At 65.2% G+C, this 18,897-nt stretch carries 19 protein-coding genes, 1 tRNA gene and 1 pseudogene; 13 read left to right on the top strand and 8 right to left on the bottom strand.

What is annotated here, in order from left to right; translation table 11 throughout:
* Positions 1-214: 214 nt before the first annotated feature.
* The 4 genes from WAX14_RS06530 to WAX14_RS06515 all read right to left on the bottom strand — a co-directional run bounded on the left by WAX14_RS06530 (position 215) and on the right by WAX14_RS06515 (position 3,668).
* Positions 215-514, bottom strand: coding sequence for a LuxR C-terminal-related transcriptional regulator (locus WAX14_RS06530; RefSeq protein WP_422627278.1), 300 nt, complete (start codon positions 512-514; stop codon positions 215-217).
* Between the two features lie 261 nt (positions 515-775).
* Positions 776-1,825, bottom strand: a complete 1,050-nt coding sequence (locus WAX14_RS06525; RefSeq protein ID WP_422627277.1) for a hypothetical protein — start codon at positions 1,823-1,825, stop codon at positions 776-778.
* The gene (locus WAX14_RS06520) at positions 1,810-3,039 is read right to left on the bottom strand and encodes a sensor histidine kinase (RefSeq protein WP_422627276.1); all 1,230 of its coding nucleotides are present in this window, start codon (positions 3,037-3,039) and stop codon (positions 1,810-1,812) included. The genes WAX14_RS06525 and WAX14_RS06520 overlap by 16 nt, the downstream gene beginning before the upstream one ends.
* Entirely contained in the window at positions 3,006-3,668 is a 663-nt protein-coding gene (locus tag WAX14_RS06515) for a response regulator (protein ID WP_422627275.1), read from the bottom strand. The genes WAX14_RS06520 and WAX14_RS06515 overlap by 34 nt, the downstream gene beginning before the upstream one ends.
* Before the next feature lie 513 nt (positions 3,669-4,181).
* Here WAX14_RS06515 and WAX14_RS06510 point away from each other — a divergent pair.
* Positions 4,182-4,583 carry a hypothetical protein gene (locus WAX14_RS06510; protein WP_422627274.1) on the top strand — a complete coding sequence of 134 codons (402 nt, stop codon included), beginning with the start codon at positions 4,182-4,184 and terminating at the stop codon, positions 4,581-4,583.
* Positions 4,584-5,257: 674 nt separating this feature from the next.
* Complete coding sequence (locus tag WAX14_RS06505; RefSeq protein WP_422627273.1) at positions 5,258-5,614, top strand: hypothetical protein; 357 nt, start codon at positions 5,258-5,260, stop codon at positions 5,612-5,614.
* 68 nt (positions 5,615-5,682) lie between these two features.
* Here WAX14_RS06505 and WAX14_RS06500 read toward each other — a convergent pair whose 3' ends face one another.
* Positions 5,683-5,880, bottom strand: coding sequence for a hypothetical protein (locus WAX14_RS06500; protein ID WP_422627272.1), 198 nt, complete (start codon positions 5,878-5,880; stop codon positions 5,683-5,685).
* Between the two features lie 624 nt (positions 5,881-6,504).
* Here WAX14_RS06500 and WAX14_RS06495 point away from each other — a divergent pair.
* From WAX14_RS06495 to WAX14_RS06460, 8 genes and pseudogenes are all read left to right on the top strand, one after another.
* Positions 6,505-8,073, top strand: a complete 1,569-nt coding sequence (locus tag WAX14_RS06495; RefSeq protein WP_422627271.1) for a hypothetical protein — start codon at positions 6,505-6,507, stop codon at positions 8,071-8,073.
* A gap of 548 nt (positions 8,074-8,621) precedes the next feature.
* A pseudogene (locus tag WAX14_RS06490) lies at positions 8,622-9,099 on the top strand (DDE-type integrase/transposase/recombinase); the annotation flags it as partial.
* 253 nt (positions 9,100-9,352) lie between these two features.
* Positions 9,353-10,048 carry a ScbR family autoregulator-binding transcription factor gene (locus tag WAX14_RS06485; protein WP_422627269.1) on the top strand — a complete coding sequence of 232 codons (696 nt, stop codon included), beginning with the start codon at positions 9,353-9,355 and terminating at the stop codon, positions 10,046-10,048.
* A 192-nt stretch (positions 10,049-10,240) separates the two neighbouring features.
* Positions 10,241-10,645, top strand: coding sequence for a histone-like nucleoid-structuring protein Lsr2 (locus tag WAX14_RS06480; RefSeq protein ID WP_422627268.1), 405 nt, complete (start codon positions 10,241-10,243; stop codon positions 10,643-10,645).
* Between the two features lie 109 nt (positions 10,646-10,754).
* A tRNA-Leu gene (locus WAX14_RS06475) sits at positions 10,755-10,841 on the top strand.
* Positions 10,842-11,310: 469 nt separating this feature from the next.
* Positions 11,311-11,880 (top strand): hypothetical protein, encoded by a 570-nt coding sequence (locus tag WAX14_RS06470; RefSeq protein ID WP_422627267.1) that lies wholly within the window; start codon positions 11,311-11,313, stop codon positions 11,878-11,880.
* Between the two features lie 154 nt (positions 11,881-12,034).
* Complete coding sequence (locus WAX14_RS06465; RefSeq protein WP_422627266.1) at positions 12,035-12,721, top strand: hypothetical protein; 687 nt, start codon at positions 12,035-12,037, stop codon at positions 12,719-12,721.
* A 233-nt stretch (positions 12,722-12,954) separates the two neighbouring features.
* Positions 12,955-13,494 (top strand): transposase, encoded by a 540-nt coding sequence (locus tag WAX14_RS06460; protein WP_422627265.1) that lies wholly within the window; start codon positions 12,955-12,957, stop codon positions 13,492-13,494.
* Between the two features lie 587 nt (positions 13,495-14,081).
* Here WAX14_RS06460 and WAX14_RS06455 read toward each other — a convergent pair.
* A complete protein-coding gene (locus WAX14_RS06455) occupies positions 14,082-14,570 on the bottom strand; it encodes an NADAR family protein (protein ID WP_422627264.1) in 489 nt (162 codons plus the stop codon).
* Between the two features lie 112 nt (positions 14,571-14,682).
* A protein-coding gene (locus WAX14_RS06450; protein WP_422627279.1) for an IS3 family transposase occupies positions 14,683-15,902 on the bottom strand; the annotation gives its coding sequence in 2 pieces (ribosomal slippage) (positions 14,683-15,593 and positions 15,593-15,902; 1,221 coding nt in all).
* Between the two features lie 160 nt (positions 15,903-16,062).
* On the opposite strand from WAX14_RS06450, the gene WAX14_RS06445 reads away from it, so the two are divergent.
* From WAX14_RS06445 to WAX14_RS06435, 3 genes are all read left to right on the top strand, one after another.
* A complete protein-coding gene (locus WAX14_RS06445) occupies positions 16,063-16,362 on the top strand; it encodes a hypothetical protein (RefSeq protein ID WP_422627263.1) in 300 nt (99 codons plus the stop codon).
* Between the two features lie 45 nt (positions 16,363-16,407).
* Positions 16,408-16,590: a hypothetical protein gene (locus tag WAX14_RS06440; protein WP_422627262.1), complete on the top strand. Its 183-nt coding sequence runs from the start codon at positions 16,408-16,410 to the stop codon at positions 16,588-16,590.
* A gap of 441 nt (positions 16,591-17,031) precedes the next feature.
* Positions 17,032-18,525: an LEM-3-like GIY-YIG domain-containing protein gene (locus WAX14_RS06435; RefSeq protein ID WP_422627261.1), complete on the top strand. Its 1,494-nt coding sequence runs from the start codon at positions 17,032-17,034 to the stop codon at positions 18,523-18,525.
* A gap of 185 nt (positions 18,526-18,710) precedes the next feature.
* On the opposite strand, the gene WAX14_RS06430 is transcribed toward WAX14_RS06435, so the two are convergent.
* A partial coding sequence (locus tag WAX14_RS06430; protein WP_422627260.1) for a hypothetical protein occupies positions 18,711-18,897 on the bottom strand: 187 nt, incomplete at its 5' end.

Raw genomic sequence — 18,897 nt, 5'->3', positions numbered from 1 at the left:
CGGGATTACGAGACCCGACCCGATCATCATGAGGCGATGGTCCACGTCGCGATGATCGCCACGATGTCACGTCGGCTTGCCCGTTCTGCTTGACCCTCGACCCGGAGTTTTCAGATGCACTCTCAGTCCGGATCGGCGGTTCGATCGGACTGATGATGCCGCGCCCGCAGCACCGGACGGGCGGTGTACCCGTGAAGGTGCCGGCCCGATCGCATCACGCCGAACGCAGTCGATCGGTACTACGTGCGATCTCGTCGAGAGTGCAGTAGCCGTCCTCGAGAGCGCGGATGAGAAGCGCAATCTTGTTGCCGGCCGGCCGATTGGCCGCCTCGTACTTGATGCGGATACGCATCAGGTGTGTCTGCACGGTGGCGACGGTGATGAACAGCTGCTGTGCGACGTCGTGCTTCGAGTCACACACCAGCCACAGGGTCAGAACCTGCTTCTCGCGGGAACTCAACGACGGCGACCGAGGGGAATCGGAACACGAGGGCGGCGTCACGAGCGATGTCATCGATTTGTGTCTCCTCACATCCGCGACCCGAGCATGGAGCTGCGCAGGTCAACAGGAAAAGGACACTAGGGTCACCTCGACGGCGACGCCAGACGCCTTTTCGGGTGCCACCCGATTGGGGGGCACTGTTAGCTCCGCAAACGACATGCCCCCGTTGCGGGAAGGCCGCGGCCGCCTGTCGGCGTGCGCTCAGGACGACCAGGAAACCGAGACTGCAGGTGGCCGTGCCACCATCGGTTCTATGTGAACCTGCCCCGGGCGCTATCCGACGTGGGTGTGGACTCGACCGTCCTGATCGATCTCCTGCAGTCGGGTCCGGTGGTCCACCCGCGTCAGGATCGAGGCGACAGTCGCCCGGTGGGCGGGGAGCACACGCACACACACCTGCTGCCCGGCGTGCGCGGTGTTCAACGCGTCGGACACGGTGGTGTAGAGGATGCTGCCGAGTCTGTCGTCAAGATGGTGGGGGCCACGATCGTCGATGAACACGACGTCGATCCCGCGGGTGCGGGCCCGGTAGGCGGCATCGTCGAGTTCGAGGGCGGACAGGATCGGTGCGCGCAACCGATCGCGCAGGTGCGCTTCGAGCAGTGCACACTCGGTGCGCTCGGCATCGGTCAGTTCCGTGCCGCTGGCGATGCGTTCGAGCAGCGGGCGCACCAGGTTGTCCAGATCACGCAGCTGACGGCTCCGTTCATCCGACGCAGCGGACTGCGAGGACAGTTCGGCGATGCGGGCGGTGCTCTGGGCGCGCAGGGAAAACACCGCTTCGGCGGTCGGGCGCAGGGTGAACGACAGCAATGCGGACATCGCCACAGGCGCGGCATCGATCGCGACCAGCGACACACCGTAGGCGGCGCCCTGCCCGGTTGCGGCCGACCACAATCCGAAGACCGCGATCATGCCGGCCAACCCGATCCACGGGGCGATACGGCGACCGCGGACGTTCATGAAGCAGTACAGCGTTGTGCCGCCTCCGTGAATCCACGTTTGCAGCGAGAACTGCGGATCCGCGGGTGTCACCGCGAGGTAGAGCGCACACGCCAGCGGCCCGGCGACGGTCAACGCGATCGTCGTCGACAGCGGTAGCGGATCGCCGGGCACTGCGACCAGCGCAATCGTGGCGGCGACGAGTATCGCCGTGCCGAGCACGGCTGGCCATGCAGCGGTGAGATGACCGAGCGTGGCTGCGGTGACGGTCACCATCGCGGCGAGATAGAAGGCGAGGATCAGCCATGCCCCGCGGCTGCTCATGCCCAGCAGATCACGGACGTCGTGGTGTGGGTATGCGTGCATCAGCGGGCGGACCATTCCAGGACGATGTGGGTGCCTTTGTTGCGCTGCGAGGTGATCACCGCTGTGCCCCCGCTCAGTTGGGCCATGCGACCGCGGATGCTCACGGCGATGCCCAACCGTTCGGCAGGAACAGTGCGGGGGTCGAAGCCCACCCCGTCGTCGATGATCTCCGCACGCAACCGGCCCGGATACGCGGTGACAGTCACCGAGGTGGCGGCGCCGGCACCTGCGTGGCGTTCACTGTTGCGGACGGCCTCGGCAGTGGCCGCGGCGACGGTGCGAACCACCTCCGGCGGAAACGTCACCGCCTCCGCCGATGCGGCATCGACGGTGGCGTACAAGCTCAGGCCCGGCTCGACCGCGGCGCTTGCGGCCCGGATCTGCGCGATCGCCTCGCTAGCCGAGAGCGCGGTGTCGGGTTGGGGCACGGAATCCTCGCCGAGGCTGTCGAGGTCGGTGAGGGTTGCTCGGGCCTGCTGCGCGAGCAGGACCGAGACGCCGTGCCGGGAGGCGGTGAGCAGCGTGGCCATGACCTCGTCGTGGGTCAGTTGCGCGAAGCGTTGTCGTTCGAAGGTCCGGGCCTGCACCGCGGCCGCCTCGGCGGTCGCCGCATAGGCTTCGGCTCTGGTGGAGTCGAGGAGCGCGGCAGTGCGTATCGCCATCACGGCGGCAGCGAAATAGACGAGCGAGAACGCAAATGCCCAGGCCATATCCGGGAGAAGAGGGCCATTGAACTCCGCAGCGCGCACCGTGTGGTTGATGGCGACCGTCGATACGACCACGAGGCAGAGCACCACGAAGGCGTGCATCGGGCGAAACGCGACAGCGGCCGCGATCGCGGCCAACCCGCAGAACAGGGAGAACCAGATGCTCTCCCCACCACCGAGCGTGTGCCCGTTCCATCCGAACCACCACGATCCGACCGTGACCAGATATCCCGCGGTGGCGGCCGCAGCCGCGGTTCTGATTCGCCGAGCCGGTGCGCGCCACGCCAACGGTGCCAGCGCAATCCCGGTTCCGAACGTCAACGGCAACGCGAGCAGAGTCCACCACGGTTCCATCACCGCCAGCGACGCCGAGATCGCAGGCAGTGCCAAGACGGCGTAGGCCAGGTAGCCGGCAGCGACGAACACCGCGAACTGCCGCAGAATCCGCAGACCGGCGATCCGGTCACGGTCGTCGGTGTCGGCGGCGTTCAGCGACGACGTCGGCGGGGGATAGGTAGCCATCCGTCCTCGATTGCGCGCTTGAGTAGATCGGTTTTGGAGCGGGTAGGGCGCCCTGCAGCCGAATATTTCTTGCGGATGCGGTCGACGTAGTCGTGGACCGTGTCGCCCGACAGTTCCATCTTTTCGGCTACCGCTGCCGTGGTGGCGCCGGCGGCATAGAGTGCGAGCACTTCCCGCAGCTGCGGCGGCAGGTCGACGAATCCGGGATCGGAGTCGAGGGCAGCTGCCCAATCGATCGTCGGTACCGCGATGCCGGCGGCCGCACGGCGCACGGCGTCGACGAATTCGGCCTCGGGCACGTTCTTGCGTAACACCCCGAGGACGCCGGCGCCGGCGGCCATCCGCACCAGGTACGGCTCGTCGCCGGAGGTGTAGACGAGCGTGCGGATCCCGGCGTTCTGCAACTGCTCAACGTTCGCGCGCGGGGAGGAGCCGTCTTCCAGACGCAGATCCAGGATCACCAGATCCAGCGTTTTCGATTGCGTCAACAGCTCGGGGACGGTGCGTGCCGCCGCGGCAAATTCCATGTCGGGTTGCTCATCGATGATGGCGCGCAGACCCCGGATGAGTCCGTCGTGATCGTCGACCGCGCCGATCCGCCATCGCCGGTCATGTCCCTCTGTGTGCACGAGGACAATAGTGACCCACCGTCTACGGCTACCCGGTGGCAGGGCCGCTTCGAACGTCCCGGTGGGCGGCGTTGCACCACAGCGCACGGCCGTCGGAACCTAGTCGACAATGCATGCCGGGCCGCACTGTCGCGTGTCGATCTCGACAGCTGTAGTACGAGTCCGCCCGAAAGAGCAGGAAGGACCTGCATGCAGGCGTCACTTCGGGCCGGCATCACTACAGGCAGAGCAGGTGACACAGATCCCGAAGTCGCTGTGGCCGCCGGAGCCGTTGAATCAGGGCCACGTGGCCTTGGCCTGGATTCGCTTCACGATGTTCCTGTCTCCTCTCCTTCTTGTGCCGAGATGCGTTCAGCTACATGATTCAAGGACCCGTGGAACTTCTGTATCACCCGATCGGGCGACACCAGATCGGTTGGATTCTGGCTAGCGTTGTTCGCGGCAACGTTCCAGGAAGATGGTTGGTCAAAGGACCTGAAGCCGACTCCATCCACTCGTTATGAGGTAACTGAAATGGGATTGTTCGGACCGCCTAAAGAATTTCGGGAAAGGACCTTCACGGCTCCTTGTACGAGCGGGGAATTTCTGCAGGTCCTCAAGGGTGCTACCGACTATGAGGGTGAAATTCCCTTCGGGATTCTACTCGAAAGTGATCCGCAGGCGCATCCTCCGTTGGTTGAGACGGTCTACCTGGAGTCTCTGAATCACGACGGGTTTGTGGTCGCCGCTGGCAATCGAGTCAAGACTATGTGGCGGATGCAGCTCACTCTCCAGGGGAGCAACCCTGTTCAAGGCACATTCGGAGCGTTGACAACCAATGACCAGAGGTGGTTTGGCAACGTCATGAAGATGAACTCCGCTCTGGCTGAGGCAGTACGAAGCATTGGCGGCAGAACCAAGAAATGGCCAATGTGAACGACATTTCTTCGTGCTTGCAACAAGATGGACGGTCCAGGGTGGGCCGAGTGTTCCTTGAGGAAAGGGTGTAGTTACACATGGGAAATCTGGATTCCTACAGGAAAGACATGCAGTATCTTAAGGAGAAGAGCGACAAGAGATCGCTCAATAGTGACAACCAAATCTACAAGAATTTGGACCTCAAGGCGTCGAATCTACCGGAGTTGCGACGCTTCCTGAACAGCTTGAACGTGAATTACGTGTAGCGTATACGCTCGGTCTGGGTTCGACGGTGATGTGCCGCAATCGTGAGCCACCCTGGAGCATGAAGAAATCAGAGTTTCCATCTGCATACTTCAGTGCCAGAACCGAAGCGTTCCGAAAATAGAATATCTCACGCCGTCACTTCGATCTTCGAGGACGCGGATATCCTGTCGGCCGCAGCTTCCGTAGCTGTTTCATTCCAGCGCTGCGATTCGGATATGCCGTGCGTTGGCATGCCTCGCGAGCATCAGAGACAAGGAGTCAAAAGAATGCTGAATCGACGTGTCCAGTTGGTGATCGCGCCGATTGCTGTGGCGGCCGCGATAGCGCTCGCGGTGCCCGGGACCGCGTCGGCTGTTCCTGGTATCGACACAGGGTCCGCCGAGGCTGGAAGCAGTTCCGGATCCGCGGTACTCGAGCGTGTAGTCGTGGATCCGCTCGCCGGCATCCTCGGCTCACTCGCCACTGGCTCTTCCGGCGGATCGGCACGCCCCGACATCACCGGAGAGTGGGTCGGGACGTGGACGGTCTCCGACGGCTCATACCCTGCTTACCTCTCTGTCGAACGTTCGGGTTCGATGCTCGCCACGATCGACATTCCGTCGCGACCGTGCACCGCCCGGTGGACCGAAGTTTCGGGAGGCGGAACAACACTGACCGTCGATGCCGACGTCATCAGCGGGTCCTGCATTGACAACCGTTGGATTCTCACGGTGACGGACACATCGATCATCGGCGTCGATTCGCAAGGTCAAAATGCAAGCGTCCAACTACGACGGCGCTAATCCGAAAATTGGGGAGTCAACGCAGAGCGCCGCAGTGGGGCCCCACTATGAACTGTGACTGCATATTTTCAGGACCAGTTCGGCCACATGATGGCCGCCAGCCGCCAGCCGCCAGCCGCCAGCCGCCAGCCGCCAGCCGCCGGCAGGCACGGGCGATGGTCGAATGCCCGCCACGACGACGGCACGATCACGGCATTCGGCAGCGCGCCCATCACCTGCGGATCGTCTGCCGACGCAGACCGTGGAACGGTCCTCATGAAGGTCACGTCCCGCACAGGATAGAGCGTGTTCTCGATGTGCCCATGCCTGCGAATCCATGCTGTGAGCAGCCTCTGCAGCGCCTGCTCCCGCGGCGGGGCGCGGACTGGGGCGAGCAATCTCGGCTGATTCGCCTCGGCAACCATGACGTAGTCGGCGTGGCATTGCTCCCGTAGGAACCGTGCGTGGCCCGTCGACTGTGCATCGCATCGATGGTAACCACCGATCCGGCGATGTTTAGTCCGCGCAGTAGTTTTCGAACTGTGGGATCTCGTTGGACTTGTCGGCGGTGCGGCACTGTCCGAGTACGACGTCCGAGTGCAAAGGTGTGGCAGTGGGGGACCGCCGAGACCGGATGCGGGGCCACCCGGTTCGCGGCCGCGAATGCCGATCGCAACCGAGCAAATATTCGAGGGTGCGGCATTCGCAGTGACAATGGTGTCCGCGGCTGCGGCAGGTCTCCGGTGCTGGCATCGAGACAGCATCCAGAAGATGGTTGGGCGGCCCCCGGCCAGGCAAGCGAACTCCAGCAAAGCCGTTCTCGGTGCACTCCGGGAATGGCTTGTCCACCGTTCGAATGAATCGGTTGTTCAATGCTTTCCGCTGGATTCCCGCCATGAAAGACTGTTCGGATGAGACGTGTGTTGCGCAGGGCCCGAGTCCTGCCGATCCTGCTCGTACTTGTCGCCGGTTGCGCTGCCGACCCGCAGACACAGTCCGGCTCGCATCGAGCGACTGCGACAGTCGAGGACGACGGAGTCCACGTGACCCTCAACGAGTTCGCTGTCAGCGGACCGTCGACCGCCGGGATCGGGTCCACCCTCGTTGTCGTCGATGACGTTCCCGCCGATCAGTCGGTGATAGGCGAGAACGTCCCGTGGCTCGAACCTCTCTCTCCGACAGTGCAGATCACCTTCGGTGCGGATCAGCAACCGGGCACGCCACTGACTCTCGCCTACCGGATACCCGACGAGGCACAGCCACCGACTGGAGCTGTCCCGGTCGTGGTATCCAGGGGAGCCGACGGGAGCGGCGACGTGATCGAGGCACGGCTGGACAACCGCACAGTCGTCGCGGAGATCGACCACCTCAGCTGGTTCGAATTCGCATGGTTCTCGCCCGACACGCTCACCACGCGGCTAGAGGAGTTCGTGAAGCCGATCTTCGGCCTCGGCTCACCGAAACCGGACTGCGTCGGCCAGACGCAGGACTTCGCCATGCAGTACAAGACCGTCACGCCGGTCGACGGTGACGTCGCGTGGACGTGCATCATGACGACGCCGGGATCCCACCCGATGGAGCCACTGACCAGCATTCAGCTCACCGTCAACTCCCCTTTCGCGTGGCGAATCGCCGCGAGCCCACCGCCGACCCAGGTGGTCACACTCGACACCGACTCCGCGAACGAATATTTGCGTGCTCTGTACGAACAGCAGACAGGCACGGACCTGGTGGCAGGCCCGGGCGACACCGTACGCCTCGATTTCGGTCCGTACACCCAATCCGCACGCACTGGGACACTCACCCGGACCCCGGAGCAGGACGCCATCGCGTTGACTGCCTGGGCGTACAACGAGGCACTCACCGAACTGCCGCCGTTTGCCGGGGTATTCGGGGCACTCGACATCGGCTCTGCCGTGATGAAGTGCTCCGGAACACGAACCGGCAGCGGACTGGACATGTGGGGCGCCGATCTCGCGAGCTGCGTACAGGGCCTCGGGTCGAGTGCGGTGCGACTGATGATCGGCAAGACCGCTGTGGCACTCGGCGCCTACCTCACCCAGGAACTGCACAACATTCCCACCTCGGTGCAGTGGGCTGTCGATACCACGAGGACCACATCCGGCCCGGCACCCCGAGCAGATGCCACTGTCAACACTGGGGCCAGTGGCGGCAGCTCCGACGAGGACGTGGTGCTCGGACGGTCCGAGGACAGGAACTCCGTCGGCTACGGCACCGCCCGTCCCGCCTCGCTGTCGATCAACTCCCTGTGTGCCAACACCATCATCGACGTCACCTGGGACTCTTGGGGCGAGCACGAGGCGATCGGTCACGGTGTGAAGTGCGCACCCGCCGGATCGCCAGAGTCCGGCGGGCCGGTGACACTGACCGCTACGGACCTCGGCGACTGCTACGGCACGCAGGCATACCGCCAACTGCTCGTCGACGGCCGACCTGCATGGACGTTCTGCGCCGGGTGAATGCGCTACGTGCCGCTGGCGGTTGCCAGGCGCAGGGGGCGCTGGTCGAGGCTGTTGTGGTATTAGGACGATCCCACGGCGTCCCGCCATCCGGTGCTCACGTGGGGAGCTTCCCCGCTGCCTCGGAAGACTTCCGAACAGGGTTTGATCGTGCGAACCGGGGAAGGATGTCACCGGGGAACGCGGAAGTATCCACCGGAGCTGCGTGAGCGTGGTCAGGCCGTCCCGGTAGTCCGAACCGAAGCCGGTGCGTGGCCGGCTGGCCGAGCGGCTCAACATGCACCCCGGAGTGTTGCGGACCTGGATCCGACAGGGCCGAAACTGATCGCGGAGAGCGCGACGACCCGACCACGTCGATGCTGGAGGGGATCCGGCGCCTGGCAGGGGAACGTGGAGCTGCGGGCTGACCAAATCACCCGGCGCCCGTGCGCGCTTCGACAAGCGACGAGCCGCAGTCGACCACCACACGCGGCGCTACGCAACCTCGCCAACAAGCAATTCTGAGCCGTAGCCGGCGGCCGCTTGGCATCTGACCCGCGTGGAATGTCTACACCCAGGCGGGGTCGTCAAGGCCGTACCTGGCGACGGTGATCGACACCTGTTCGCGTCGAGTGGCGGGATGTCGATCGCCCACCGCATGCGCACCGAATTGGTCACCGACGCACTGGACATGGCGATCACCACTTATGGCGGTGTCGTGGACGGAACGATCGTTCGCAGTGATCGGGATCCCAGCGCACGTCTGCGATGTTCGCTAAACTCTTTGCTGCACATGGGATCCGACGAAGTCAGGGGCGCATCGGGTCAAGCTACGACGATGTCGTGATGGAGTTGTTCTTCCAATGCCTCAAGCGCGAATTGCTGCATGTCCGGGTCACGGCGTCGAAAGCTCGGACGAGCTTGGAGTTGTTCGAGTGCATATCGTACTGCAACCGGCGACGGCGTCATTCCGCGCTGGGCCATCTGGCGCCGATCGAGTTCGGACGACGATCGACCGCATCGGCTACGCTCGCGCTCGCCGCATGAATCCGGTGTCCACTCTCGAGTGACAATCTCAGTTGAGCATCTCGGCACGTGTGGGTGCGCCGAGGACCGCACTGCTCCGGCCGCGCGGGACTGGAGGACACTGGTGAGCAGCAAGGCCGGTTGCCTGTCCTCGGATCAGTGGCTGTAGACGCCTCGGACCGCGACGGGAAGACCGAAGCCGGTGTGATCCGGTGCCGGTGGGGACGAGACGAGGAGGATCGGTGTCGGTGCAGGGACACGACGCTCGATGACGATGACGGCAACAACGGATGTGGCGGTCCCCGAGCAGGATCAGGGGCCGGTGCAGCAACGAGCCCGGCGGACCCGCGAGCGCATCTGCATGGCGGCGGCACACGCATTCGAAACCCGAGGTTTTGCAGGGACGGTGCTGGCGGAGGTCTGTGACGAGCTCGGCATCACCAAAGGCGCGCTCCATTTTCATTTTCCGGCGAAACAGGACCTGGCGGTGGAGATCGTGCGCCGTCAACGCGCCGCGGTGGAGGCAGTGTTGACGCAGATCGACGCCGCTGACGACACAGGGTTGACGAAGCTGGTGCGGGCCACCTACGCCCTTGCCCGGCTCTGCACCGGGGATCCGATCGTGCGGGCCGGTCTTCGCCTGTCGACCGATTCCGCCGAGATGAGCGGCGGAATCGTGGGGCCGGTGCGTCAGTGGTCGCGGTGGGCCACGCGCCACATCGAGCAGGCACGCGCGGACGGAGAGGTCGCCGAGTGGGTCGAGGCGCAGGCGCTGGCCCGGTTCGTGGTCTCGTCGTTCGCCGGGCTGCAGACCGTCTCGGTGGCCTTGAGCGGGTGCACCGATCTGGTCGAGCGGGTCGAGCAGATGTGGCAGGTGGTGTTGCCGGGGATCCTCACCGACGGGCATGCTCACCGTCTCGATCGGATCCGCGCCGCGGGAGAGCGGGCGGGGTCCGGCATCGGCATCTGACCCCGGCGTAGGTATGTCCTCCGGACGATGATTTGCCGCACTCGGCCGGTGGCTCGGCAGGCGGTGACCGACTCGGTCACCACGCCACGTGCACTCTCCGCCTTGTTGGTCGCCCGAAGGGCGGTGGGGTGGTGTGTGTCCTACGGTGGGTGCTCGACCACCCGATACCGGAGAAGGCAGGGGGTGCACGGGGTGTGGAAGAGCAATGTCGTGTATGTCGACGACCTCGACGGTGAACCGATCGATGCCGGGTTGGCGCAGACGATCCGGTTCTCCGTCGACGGTGTCTGTTTCGAGATCGATCTGCGGCCCGCGCATGCAGAGCGGTGGCGCAGGGAGGTGTCCGGGTGGATTTGCGGGGCCCGCCGGATCGATCCGGCGATGTCGCGACGAGAACGGTCGGCACCCTCGGGTGCTGCTGTGCCGCGTGTCGATACCCGGGTGCGGCGGGATCGGTATCAGCTTGCGGCGGTGCGGGCCTGGGCGAAAAGTCAGGGCATCACTGTCAATTCTCGGGGGCGGGTGCCTGTGGCGGTGCTCGAGCGGTTCGATGCTGCTCATGCCCGGCCCGATCGAGAACGCGTCATCGCCGGGTGAACCGCGGGTGGGGTGGTGTCCACTTCGGGTGCGTGGCTACGGGGTCGTTCTCGCCCCCAGCGTCGACGTCATCCGTGCTCTGGCACACTTGCTCCCTGACAAGGTGCACGCCCGCCTGGCGGAACTGGCAGACGCGCCGGATTCAAAATCCGGTACCCGTGAGGGTGTGGGGGTTCGATTCCCCCGGTGGGCACCACCCTCGTGCGGAAAACCGGCGGGCGCTCGTTGTTGACAGTCGTGTCGTTCTCGCCCGACACGAGACAACTACTCTCCTGTCGGGTAGCCGCTGCACTCGTCTCCCACGGTAACGGGAGTGCCCAGGATCGTTATCTAGCCCGATTCCCACCCGCTGTTCGAGAACTGTTCCCGCCGCGCGAACATGTCGGAGCCCTGGTCCACCATGTCCCACCATGAGCACCAACCCTGCGGCGATGCCGAATCGTCCCAGCAAAGACGCCATGGCCGTCACCTCCGATGCCTGGTCGCAGATCATGTCGCACCTACCGGCTACATCGTCCCGATGCCCGGAGGTAACTGGCTGGGAACACAAGCACGGGTGGAACCGCCCCGCACCGACCAGGTCCCGGTCACGGCGTGGGTGTTCTCCCCCCCACGGCCAGGTGGTCGCCGGTGGATGTGTCGGTGACGCCTCGCTCCGCCCCGTCGTGAGCGCATCGGGACAGATCTGGGTCACCTACTTCGACGAGCGGCCCTTCCGGCCCGGCGACGGCGCCGGAAATTACACCGACGACGTCCCGGAGGACAGTGCGTTCGGCCGATACACCGCCGGAGACACCGGCATGACGGTCTTCGACAGCAGCCTCGAGGTGATCGACCGGCACGAAGGAACCGACATCGTCGAGGTCTACGTCACTCACACCGACGGGAACCGATTCTGGTATGTCAGTTACCCGAACTGGGTGATCGACCGTCACGGACCCGACGGTCAGCAACCGCCGATCCCGGATCCCGACCACAAGGGCGCGGTACTGGTCGCCTCAGGTGATCGGATCGCCCGATTCGGTGGCGGCGGCCCGCACCGCGATTCGCTGTTCGTTCGGCACCCGGACGGGACCGACACGATCAGCATCGTCACCTTCCCGGACGGTCGGCCCCTGACCCGGGGTGCCATCGCGACGTGGGGACCGTACCTGCACTACTTCGACGGACCGGACTGGTATGTCGCGAAGGTCTTCGACGCCGAGCCCTGGTCCCCGGAACCCGGATCGCCGTAGAAACCGGCACACACCCCTGCAGCGTCGAGGACACACACGTTCCCGTCGACCAGGACCGATGGCACGTACGGTGCTTGTCAGTGATCTCGGCCAGGTTCGGATGCACACAGAACGCGCCGCCGGCGGACCCGGCGTCGAAGATCGGAAGGGCGTAATGACGACGAACGAGGCACCCCGCGGGATCGACGTGGGAACGACACTGACGACGGCGATGATCAGCCCTGTCTCCGGTGGATTGATCCGCACCTGGACGGAGTTGGAGTCCCGGCTCTGGAGCGTCGAGGACGCCGACGGGCTCAGGCAGATCACAGGACGCGGATTGATCGGCCGTACCGCTGTGCCCGACAATCGGTTCCGCGAAGCGGCCCTGCTCGATCCCGAGGGCGGGACGCTGATCGTCCAGAGCAGGTTCGCGCACAGGTCCGGGGAATCGGCGCAGGTGGAAGCGGCTGTCTTCCGGCTTGCCGCGCCGGCACGGCCGACCACGAACCCGTGGACGGAGCTGCGGGAATTCCTGGCGGCCGCGGCCGTGTCGGCTGTGATGCGCGGCGAGTTCTGGGTAGCCGAACTCGGCGGCTGGGACTCACCGAACGAGCCGTACTGTCTTTTCGGTGTCCTCGACGACCGCGATGGGCCAGTGTCGCTGGTCGAGGCGGCCCCGGCTCCGCGGGGTACCGGGATCTGGCCGGAGGTTCCGGTTGATCAGCCCGGAAGCGCTGTGAGGGCCCCGGCGAACGATGACTCCGTGCGCGCGGTGGGGATGTTCGCGGTTGCGGCCCTGAACTCGTGGGGTTGGCAGCCGTGGGACATGACGCTGACGTTCGGGACGTTCCCGGGATAGGCGTTCGGTGACACGGATTCGATCGACACGCACGCCGTCGCGATGGCCGCACTGAGGGAGCCGAACCTGCCGATCGCACGACTGGACGGTCCCGCCCGGGAAGTCACACTCCTCAGCGATCACTGACACGACTATGCGAGAGAACAAAACTCATCAGCAGGCTGCGCTGGTACCTGCACGAGCTCGACCCCGAACTGCACATCCCGCTCCGAGGGATCCGACGGTACCGCGTGATGAACGAACTCGCCGACCGGCTTGCACAGTTCACCGGCGTGGTCGCCCGGATCGCCGGTGAACTCCTCGACCGTTGTCGGCAGATGACTCGTCGGATCAACGACCTCGAACACCAGATCCGCGATCGAGTCCGTGTACTGGCTCCGTCGTTGCTCGACATCCCCGGCTGCGGGGTCCTCTCCGCCGCGGTCGTCATCGGCGAGACCGCCGGCGCGCTCCGCTTCCACTCCAAAGATGCCTACGCGAAGTTCAACGGCACCGCACCGATCCCGGCGTGGTCGGCGCAGGAACGGGTGCGTCTCAACCGAGGCAGCAACCGCACCGTCAACGCTGCCCTGCGCGCCATCGCCATCACCCAGGTCGTTCGCGGTGGTCCGGGCAAGGGCTATGTGGCCAAGCTTCAGGCCTCGGGGAAAACCCGGCGGGAGGCGCTGCGGCTGCTTCGTCGCCGCATCTCCGATCGTGTGTTCCAGGTCTTGCATGCCGACGAATCCGAACTCGGACGGGTCGCAAGCGCATCGTTTTCGGCGGCGGCTTGACATTGAAGCATCTCGGAAATCTACCAGACCCGGGATGATCCGTGAATTATGTTGACTCCTATGACTTTTCGCTCGTCCTTGTGCTGCAGGTGCTGAGGACCGAGGCGTCGAGGGGCGTCAGTGCACGGCGTTGCGCTTCGCTCAGCGCACATCGACGCCGATATCGCCAGTCCGCCGGCAGCGTTGGGGACCGCTTCGGCAATGCGCTCGCCGAGAACCTGTGGTCGACACTCGAAGAGCCAGTGGATGTACTGGACTGCAACTACGTTCGATACCGGGGTCGACGCCGAGTCGGCCTGCTCCGGTGCATCGACAGGTGGTGCAACACGCGTCGGATCCAGTTCGATCTGGGCGGACTCGTCCCGACGAGTACGAACGGGCGCATGTCGACCGGCCGTAGGGGAGAGCGGGGTGGCATCCAATCCGAGTTCTCCGGTGTCGGATAGCCAAGTCTCCGGGGAAGCGGGGGAACCTTACCTATTTCTGCTCCGCCTCAGCGGGCACCAGCGCGTTTCGAATGGCATCGAAGACCGTCGAGAACGTGCAACGTCTGCTCGCACGTGCTTGGCAGCAGACGCACCTCGCACCTACGTCGCCCCCGACGGCTGGCTGCCCGCAGCCAGTCTCATGCGTACCGCCATCAGGATGACGCCGAGTGCATTGTCTCCGGGCGTGTCTCGGTGCCGGTGGCAACTGCAGCTTCCCCAGGTCTGGTCGTGCCAGATGTTGCCCTCGACGAGGAGTGAACCCCGCGTGGCGGCGAGTTTGTCGGCGAGGTCGGGGTTGTGGCGGAATTTGGCCTCGACGATGGATTCCATCACCGCGTATTTTCGGCGGTCCCACTCGGTGACGAGCGGTGCTGCTCGGCCGATCGCCTTGGCCTCGGCAGCATCGTCGGTTGCGGCGATCCGCCTGATCACGTCGTGGTCATCGGTCTTGGCGGCGGCGTAGGCGTGTTCACTGGTGGGAAAGACACGGCCGCGGTAAGGGTGGGTGCGGGCCAGAGGTTCGACATGAACTCGTACTCTCCGACGAACGCATCGATCACCGGGATCGGCAGGTCGCCGAGAGTCCACGGCCTACTTGTCATTTTCACTCCTTCACCTGCCGCAACGTGCGGAACCGACATGCGCCACGATCGATACGTTCCGACTCTGGGGCTTCCCCCTGAGATGTGGACACCAATTCCTATGCGGCGGTGGCCAGCATAGCCGACTGCTGCTCGAACTCGATCGGACAGATCTGACCGAGAGCGGAATGCCTCCTTCGTGTGTTGTAGCGCGTGATCCAACGGAAGACCTCGGCACGCGCCTCACCCGCACCGTTCCAGTACTTCCGGCCCTGCAACGTCTCCCGTTTCAACGTTGCGTTCCACGACTCGGCAGCAGCATTGTCCGCGCTCGTTCCGACCGCACCCCGAGACCTGGTCACCCCCAGTTCACGGCACACGTCGGCGAACTCCTGCGAGACATATTGGGCGCCGTTGTCGGAGTGAAAGATCGTGCCGTCGAGGCCGGCGGCACCGCGGGCGGCGGCCGCCGCCCGGAGCGCGTCGGTGATCAACTCGGTGCGCATGTGCGGGGCGATCGACCAGCCCGCCAGCCGTTTCGAATGCAGGTCCAATACCGTTGCCAGATACAGAAATTTCCCGTCCCCGATCGGCAGGTAGGTGATGTCGCCGACGTACTTGGTGTTCGGTGCGCTCGCGGTGAAATCTCGCCGGATCAGGTCCGGCACCGGGGTCGCGGAGGGCGCGGGGACGGTGGTGCGGACGGTCTTGCGCAGGTGCACCCCGACGATCCCGTGCTCGCGCATCACCCGCTCCACCCGCTTGTGGTTCACCTCGAGCCCGGCGTCGCGCAGCTCGGCCGTGATACGCGGGGCACCGTAGGTGCCGTCGAAGTCGTCGTGGATGGCGCGGATCCGCGTCGCGAGCTCCTCGTCGGCGCGGGCACGTTCGGCCCGGGCAGGCGCGGCGGCGAGCCACCGGTAGAAACCGGATCGGGACACCTCGAGGATCTGGCACAGCCACTTCACCGGCGCGGTGTTGCGGTGGTCGTCGACGAACTGGAAGCGGCTCACCAGTTGGTCTCGCCCGCGAAATATTTCGCGGCCCTCCGCAGGATTTCCCGTTCGGTCTCGAGCTTGCGGATCTGGGCTTTGAGCTGCCTGTTTTCTTCCTCCAACACGGACTCGGACGATATCTCGCCCGCCGGCCCCGGCTTCCGGGGCCGGTCCGCTGCGGCCGCAGCGCCGGTGCGTTTGCGTTCGGCGCGGACCCAGTTGCGCAGGGTCTCACGGCTGATCCCCAGGTCCTTGCCGATGCCCTCGAAGGTGTGGCTCGGGTCGGACAGGTACAGCGCGACGGCATCGGCCTTGAACTCCGCCGAGTACGCCTTCATCGCCATCTGTGACATCACTTCCTCTGGATCCTCACGATCCAGTGTTCAGGATGTCCACACTTGAGGGGGAACCCCCTCTGTCTCAACGAGGTCGAGATTGCACTCCACCATCCAGCCAGGCATGAACCCTCGCCACGGTTGATGATGCTTTGCTGTCCGCAACCTGGTGATCTCGTTCACCGATCCACGTGCTGAGTTCGCCGATCGTCAATCGACCTCGACTCGAGTGCACCTGGGCAGCCGCGAATGCGAAGCCACGCTGGGTGATACCTGGTCGGTCAGTGGGGGATCGACCCGCAGCGCGCGGTGGCGTAAGCCCCACCGGCCGGACTTCGACATCGTCAGCGCGACGCAGCTGCGCGCACACATCGTCGAGCTCCTCGGTATTGACACGCACGCCTTCGACATCGCCGCGCTCGCAGCCCGCACCTACCGCCGGACCAGGGATGCCTTCACCCGTCCGTGACGTCGGACGAGTTCTGGGACGTGGTGCGCGACTGCGAGGTTCCCGATGACGCGGCTACGTGCCGCGGTCACCGAGGTCGAGGGTGTGCGGACCCGATACGACGATGCGCTCACTGAGCGGGACGCGGCGATCGTCGCCGCCCGCGCCGCCGGTGTCAGCGTCAGCACGATCTGCGTGGCCACCGGACTGTCCTGGCCGGGCGTCTACAAGATCCTCAGGAGTGAATGATGTCAGTGCCCCACCGGGGACGCGATCGTCCCGGGTCCGCGCCGGCCGCGCCGAAACCGGTCTCGATTCGATGCTGTCCGGCGAACGAGTAGAGCCCTGTCCAGGTCGGAGATGTAAACAGGCGTCGTGCGTACGATTCGTTTCGGGTCGCGGCCCGCGCCGCCAGCTCGTACGCATGCGTGCCGATCCACGCGTCGGCCAACCGGTTGCGCCTTGACGCATCGCAGTGTCGGCATTGAACTGCTGGAGCATTCGAGTGCCGCAAGTGCACCCGGCTCACTCCGCAACGCCCAGGATTCGACTCCCTACGAGGTGGTCCGCTCCCGCATGCCTCGCCCTGCGCGCTCGTGTCGGTGCCGTGTGCGAATGTCAACTCCGGTCGGGAGCTCAGTTCGGCGCGCCGGGAATCGGTGCGGTGCAAGCAGCGGAAACGAGGGGCGTGTGGCGCAGACGTACTACGAACTACCGCAGGACGTGCAGGACCGGCTCGACGAGCACCCATTCCTGCGCAGCTTCCTGACCGGTGACCTCGACCCGGAAACCCCGATCTCCCCGGCACAGCGCATCGCACAGTACCTGCACGTGACCGGCACTTTGCGGGCCCACCTCGGCACAACGTTCCCGACATTGCAGGATGTGCACGCACTGTTCGCCACAGCCGATTCCGAGGACCGAGCGTTGTGGCCGCCGCTGCTCGACGTCGTCACGAGCGTCGTTCTGGAGAAGGATCACGACCCCGCCGGTGCGGAGATCGTCCGGTCCCTCGACCGCGCAACACCCGACCAATGGCGCACACTTCGTGCGATCCTCGACCGGGCCGATCGCCATACCGGCTCCTTCTATCACGATGACCCGGTCGGTGAGAGTCTGCTCTGCGACTACGCCCGGCACATGGCCGAACAGATGGGACTGATCGTCCAGTTCGACCGCGACCGGTGGCGTCAGCTGGCCTACACCGACGAGGGCATCGCGACGTACTCGGCCGCCGACTGCGTTCGCCACCTGTCGGCGTTGAACAACATCGACCGGTGGTGGGGTGGATTCCTTGCCGGCATGTTCGCCGACGGATCCGCACAGCGTGTGCTGCATCGTCTGCTGGCCTGCGCCGATCCCACACCGGCGGCCGGTCCTGTCCCGCTGGGTCCGCACGTGTGCGCTCAGCTCGGCACCTACGTCTACGTGCTTGTCGACCCCCGTGACCACAGCATCTTCTACGCCGGAAAAGGCCGCGGAAACCGCATCTACGCGCACGTATGGGCTGCGCTCGAGCAGACCGCGAAACTCGGCCGGCTGCCCACCGAACCCCAGGACGAGAGCACCGAGGTGGTCTCCGCGAAACTCGGCCGCATCCGGCAGATCTACGATGCCGGCTACACGGTCGAGCACTGGATCGTCCGGCATCACATCAGTCCGGCCGTCAGCGACGACGCGGCGGCGTTCCAGATCGAGCAAGGGTTGATCGACGCGTTGCGCATCCTCGATAGCCGACGCGAACCGCAGACCCCCGCGACCTTGACGAACCTCGCAGGGGGCCACACCGACACCGAGCACGGCGCCATGCGCGTCGAAGAGCTGGCGGTGCTCTACGGAGCGGAACCGGCACCGCTTCCCCTGCCGAAACCCTCGGTGGTATTGCGGGTCAACGCGGCCGCCGACTCCTCCTTGTCCGACGACCAGATCTACGAGGCGGCACGCGGGTACTGGCGCGCGAGCGGGGTCCTCGAGATCGACGGTCTGCTGGCCTTCGTGATCGCCCACGATGTGATCCGGGCGGTGTTCCGGGTCGAGTCCTGGACGAAGGTGGGCCCGAAGTGGAAATTCACCGGTGCCGTTGACACCGAGACGGATTCGCTTTACCGCGGAAAGCTGTTGCGGGCCGCCGACCTCGGGTACGCTTCCGGTTGGCCGCAGCAGGGGTGGGCGCGACGAACGTAGTCACCGCTCGCCGCACAGCTACCCTTGTCGCATAACCGAACTCGGCTATCGAAGGGCGCCGGAGAATCGGCACATGCCCACCGCAGTCTGTTCGGGGCGCCGGTGCATGTGCTGGTCTCAACCAGCGCCGCGCCGCGCCGGCTGGCCCCGGGACATTGCTCCGGGGCAGACCGGCATCGCCCACCTCACGGCAGGGGAGCGAACTGTGGTGGCAGGGCCCGGTGGAACAGCCGGATGTCGGGCAGGGATGTGCGGTGCTGGCCGAGGATCCAGTCGGGGTGGCGGCGGCAGAACGCGGCGGCGAGGGCACCGAGCTTGACGGTGGCCGGCTTGTCGGGGGCGATGCGCCGGTACAGCTGCCCGAGCTCGGTC

This window comes from Rhodococcus sp. (in: high G+C Gram-positive bacteria), assembly GCF_049299235.1.
Lineage (GTDB): Bacteria > Actinomycetota > Actinomycetes > Mycobacteriales > Mycobacteriaceae > Rhodococcus.
This window is presented reverse-complemented; position numbering and strand designations above follow the sequence as displayed.

What these genes read in the sequence shown, in the direction of transcription:
- WAX14_RS06520 (WP_422627276.1), bottom strand. Translation starts at nt 3,039, where the DNA reads ATGGCTACCTATCCCCCGCCGACGTCGTCGCTGAACGCCGCCGACACC.
- WAX14_RS06485 (WP_422627269.1), top strand. Translation starts at nt 9,353, where the DNA reads ATGACGGCAACAACGGATGTGGCGGTCCCCGAGCAGGATCAGGGGCCG.
- WAX14_RS06525 (WP_422627277.1), bottom strand. Translation starts at nt 1,825, where the DNA reads ATGGTCCGCCCGCTGATGCACGCATACCCACACCACGACGTCCGTGAT.
- WAX14_RS06465 (WP_422627266.1), top strand. Translation starts at nt 12,035, where the DNA reads ATGACGACGAACGAGGCACCCCGCGGGATCGACGTGGGAACGACACTG.
- WAX14_RS06460 (WP_422627265.1), top strand. Translation starts at nt 12,955, where the DNA reads ATGAACGAACTCGCCGACCGGCTTGCACAGTTCACCGGCGTGGTCGCC.
- WAX14_RS06510 (WP_422627274.1), top strand. Translation starts at nt 4,182, where the DNA reads ATGGGATTGTTCGGACCGCCTAAAGAATTTCGGGAAAGGACCTTCACG.
- WAX14_RS06440 (WP_422627262.1), top strand. Translation starts at nt 16,408, where the DNA reads ATGACGCGGCTACGTGCCGCGGTCACCGAGGTCGAGGGTGTGCGGACC.
- WAX14_RS06530 (WP_422627278.1), bottom strand. Translation starts at nt 514, where the DNA reads ATGACATCGCTCGTGACGCCGCCCTCGTGTTCCGATTCCCCTCGGTCG.
- WAX14_RS06495 (WP_422627271.1), top strand. Translation starts at nt 6,505, where the DNA reads ATGAGACGTGTGTTGCGCAGGGCCCGAGTCCTGCCGATCCTGCTCGTA.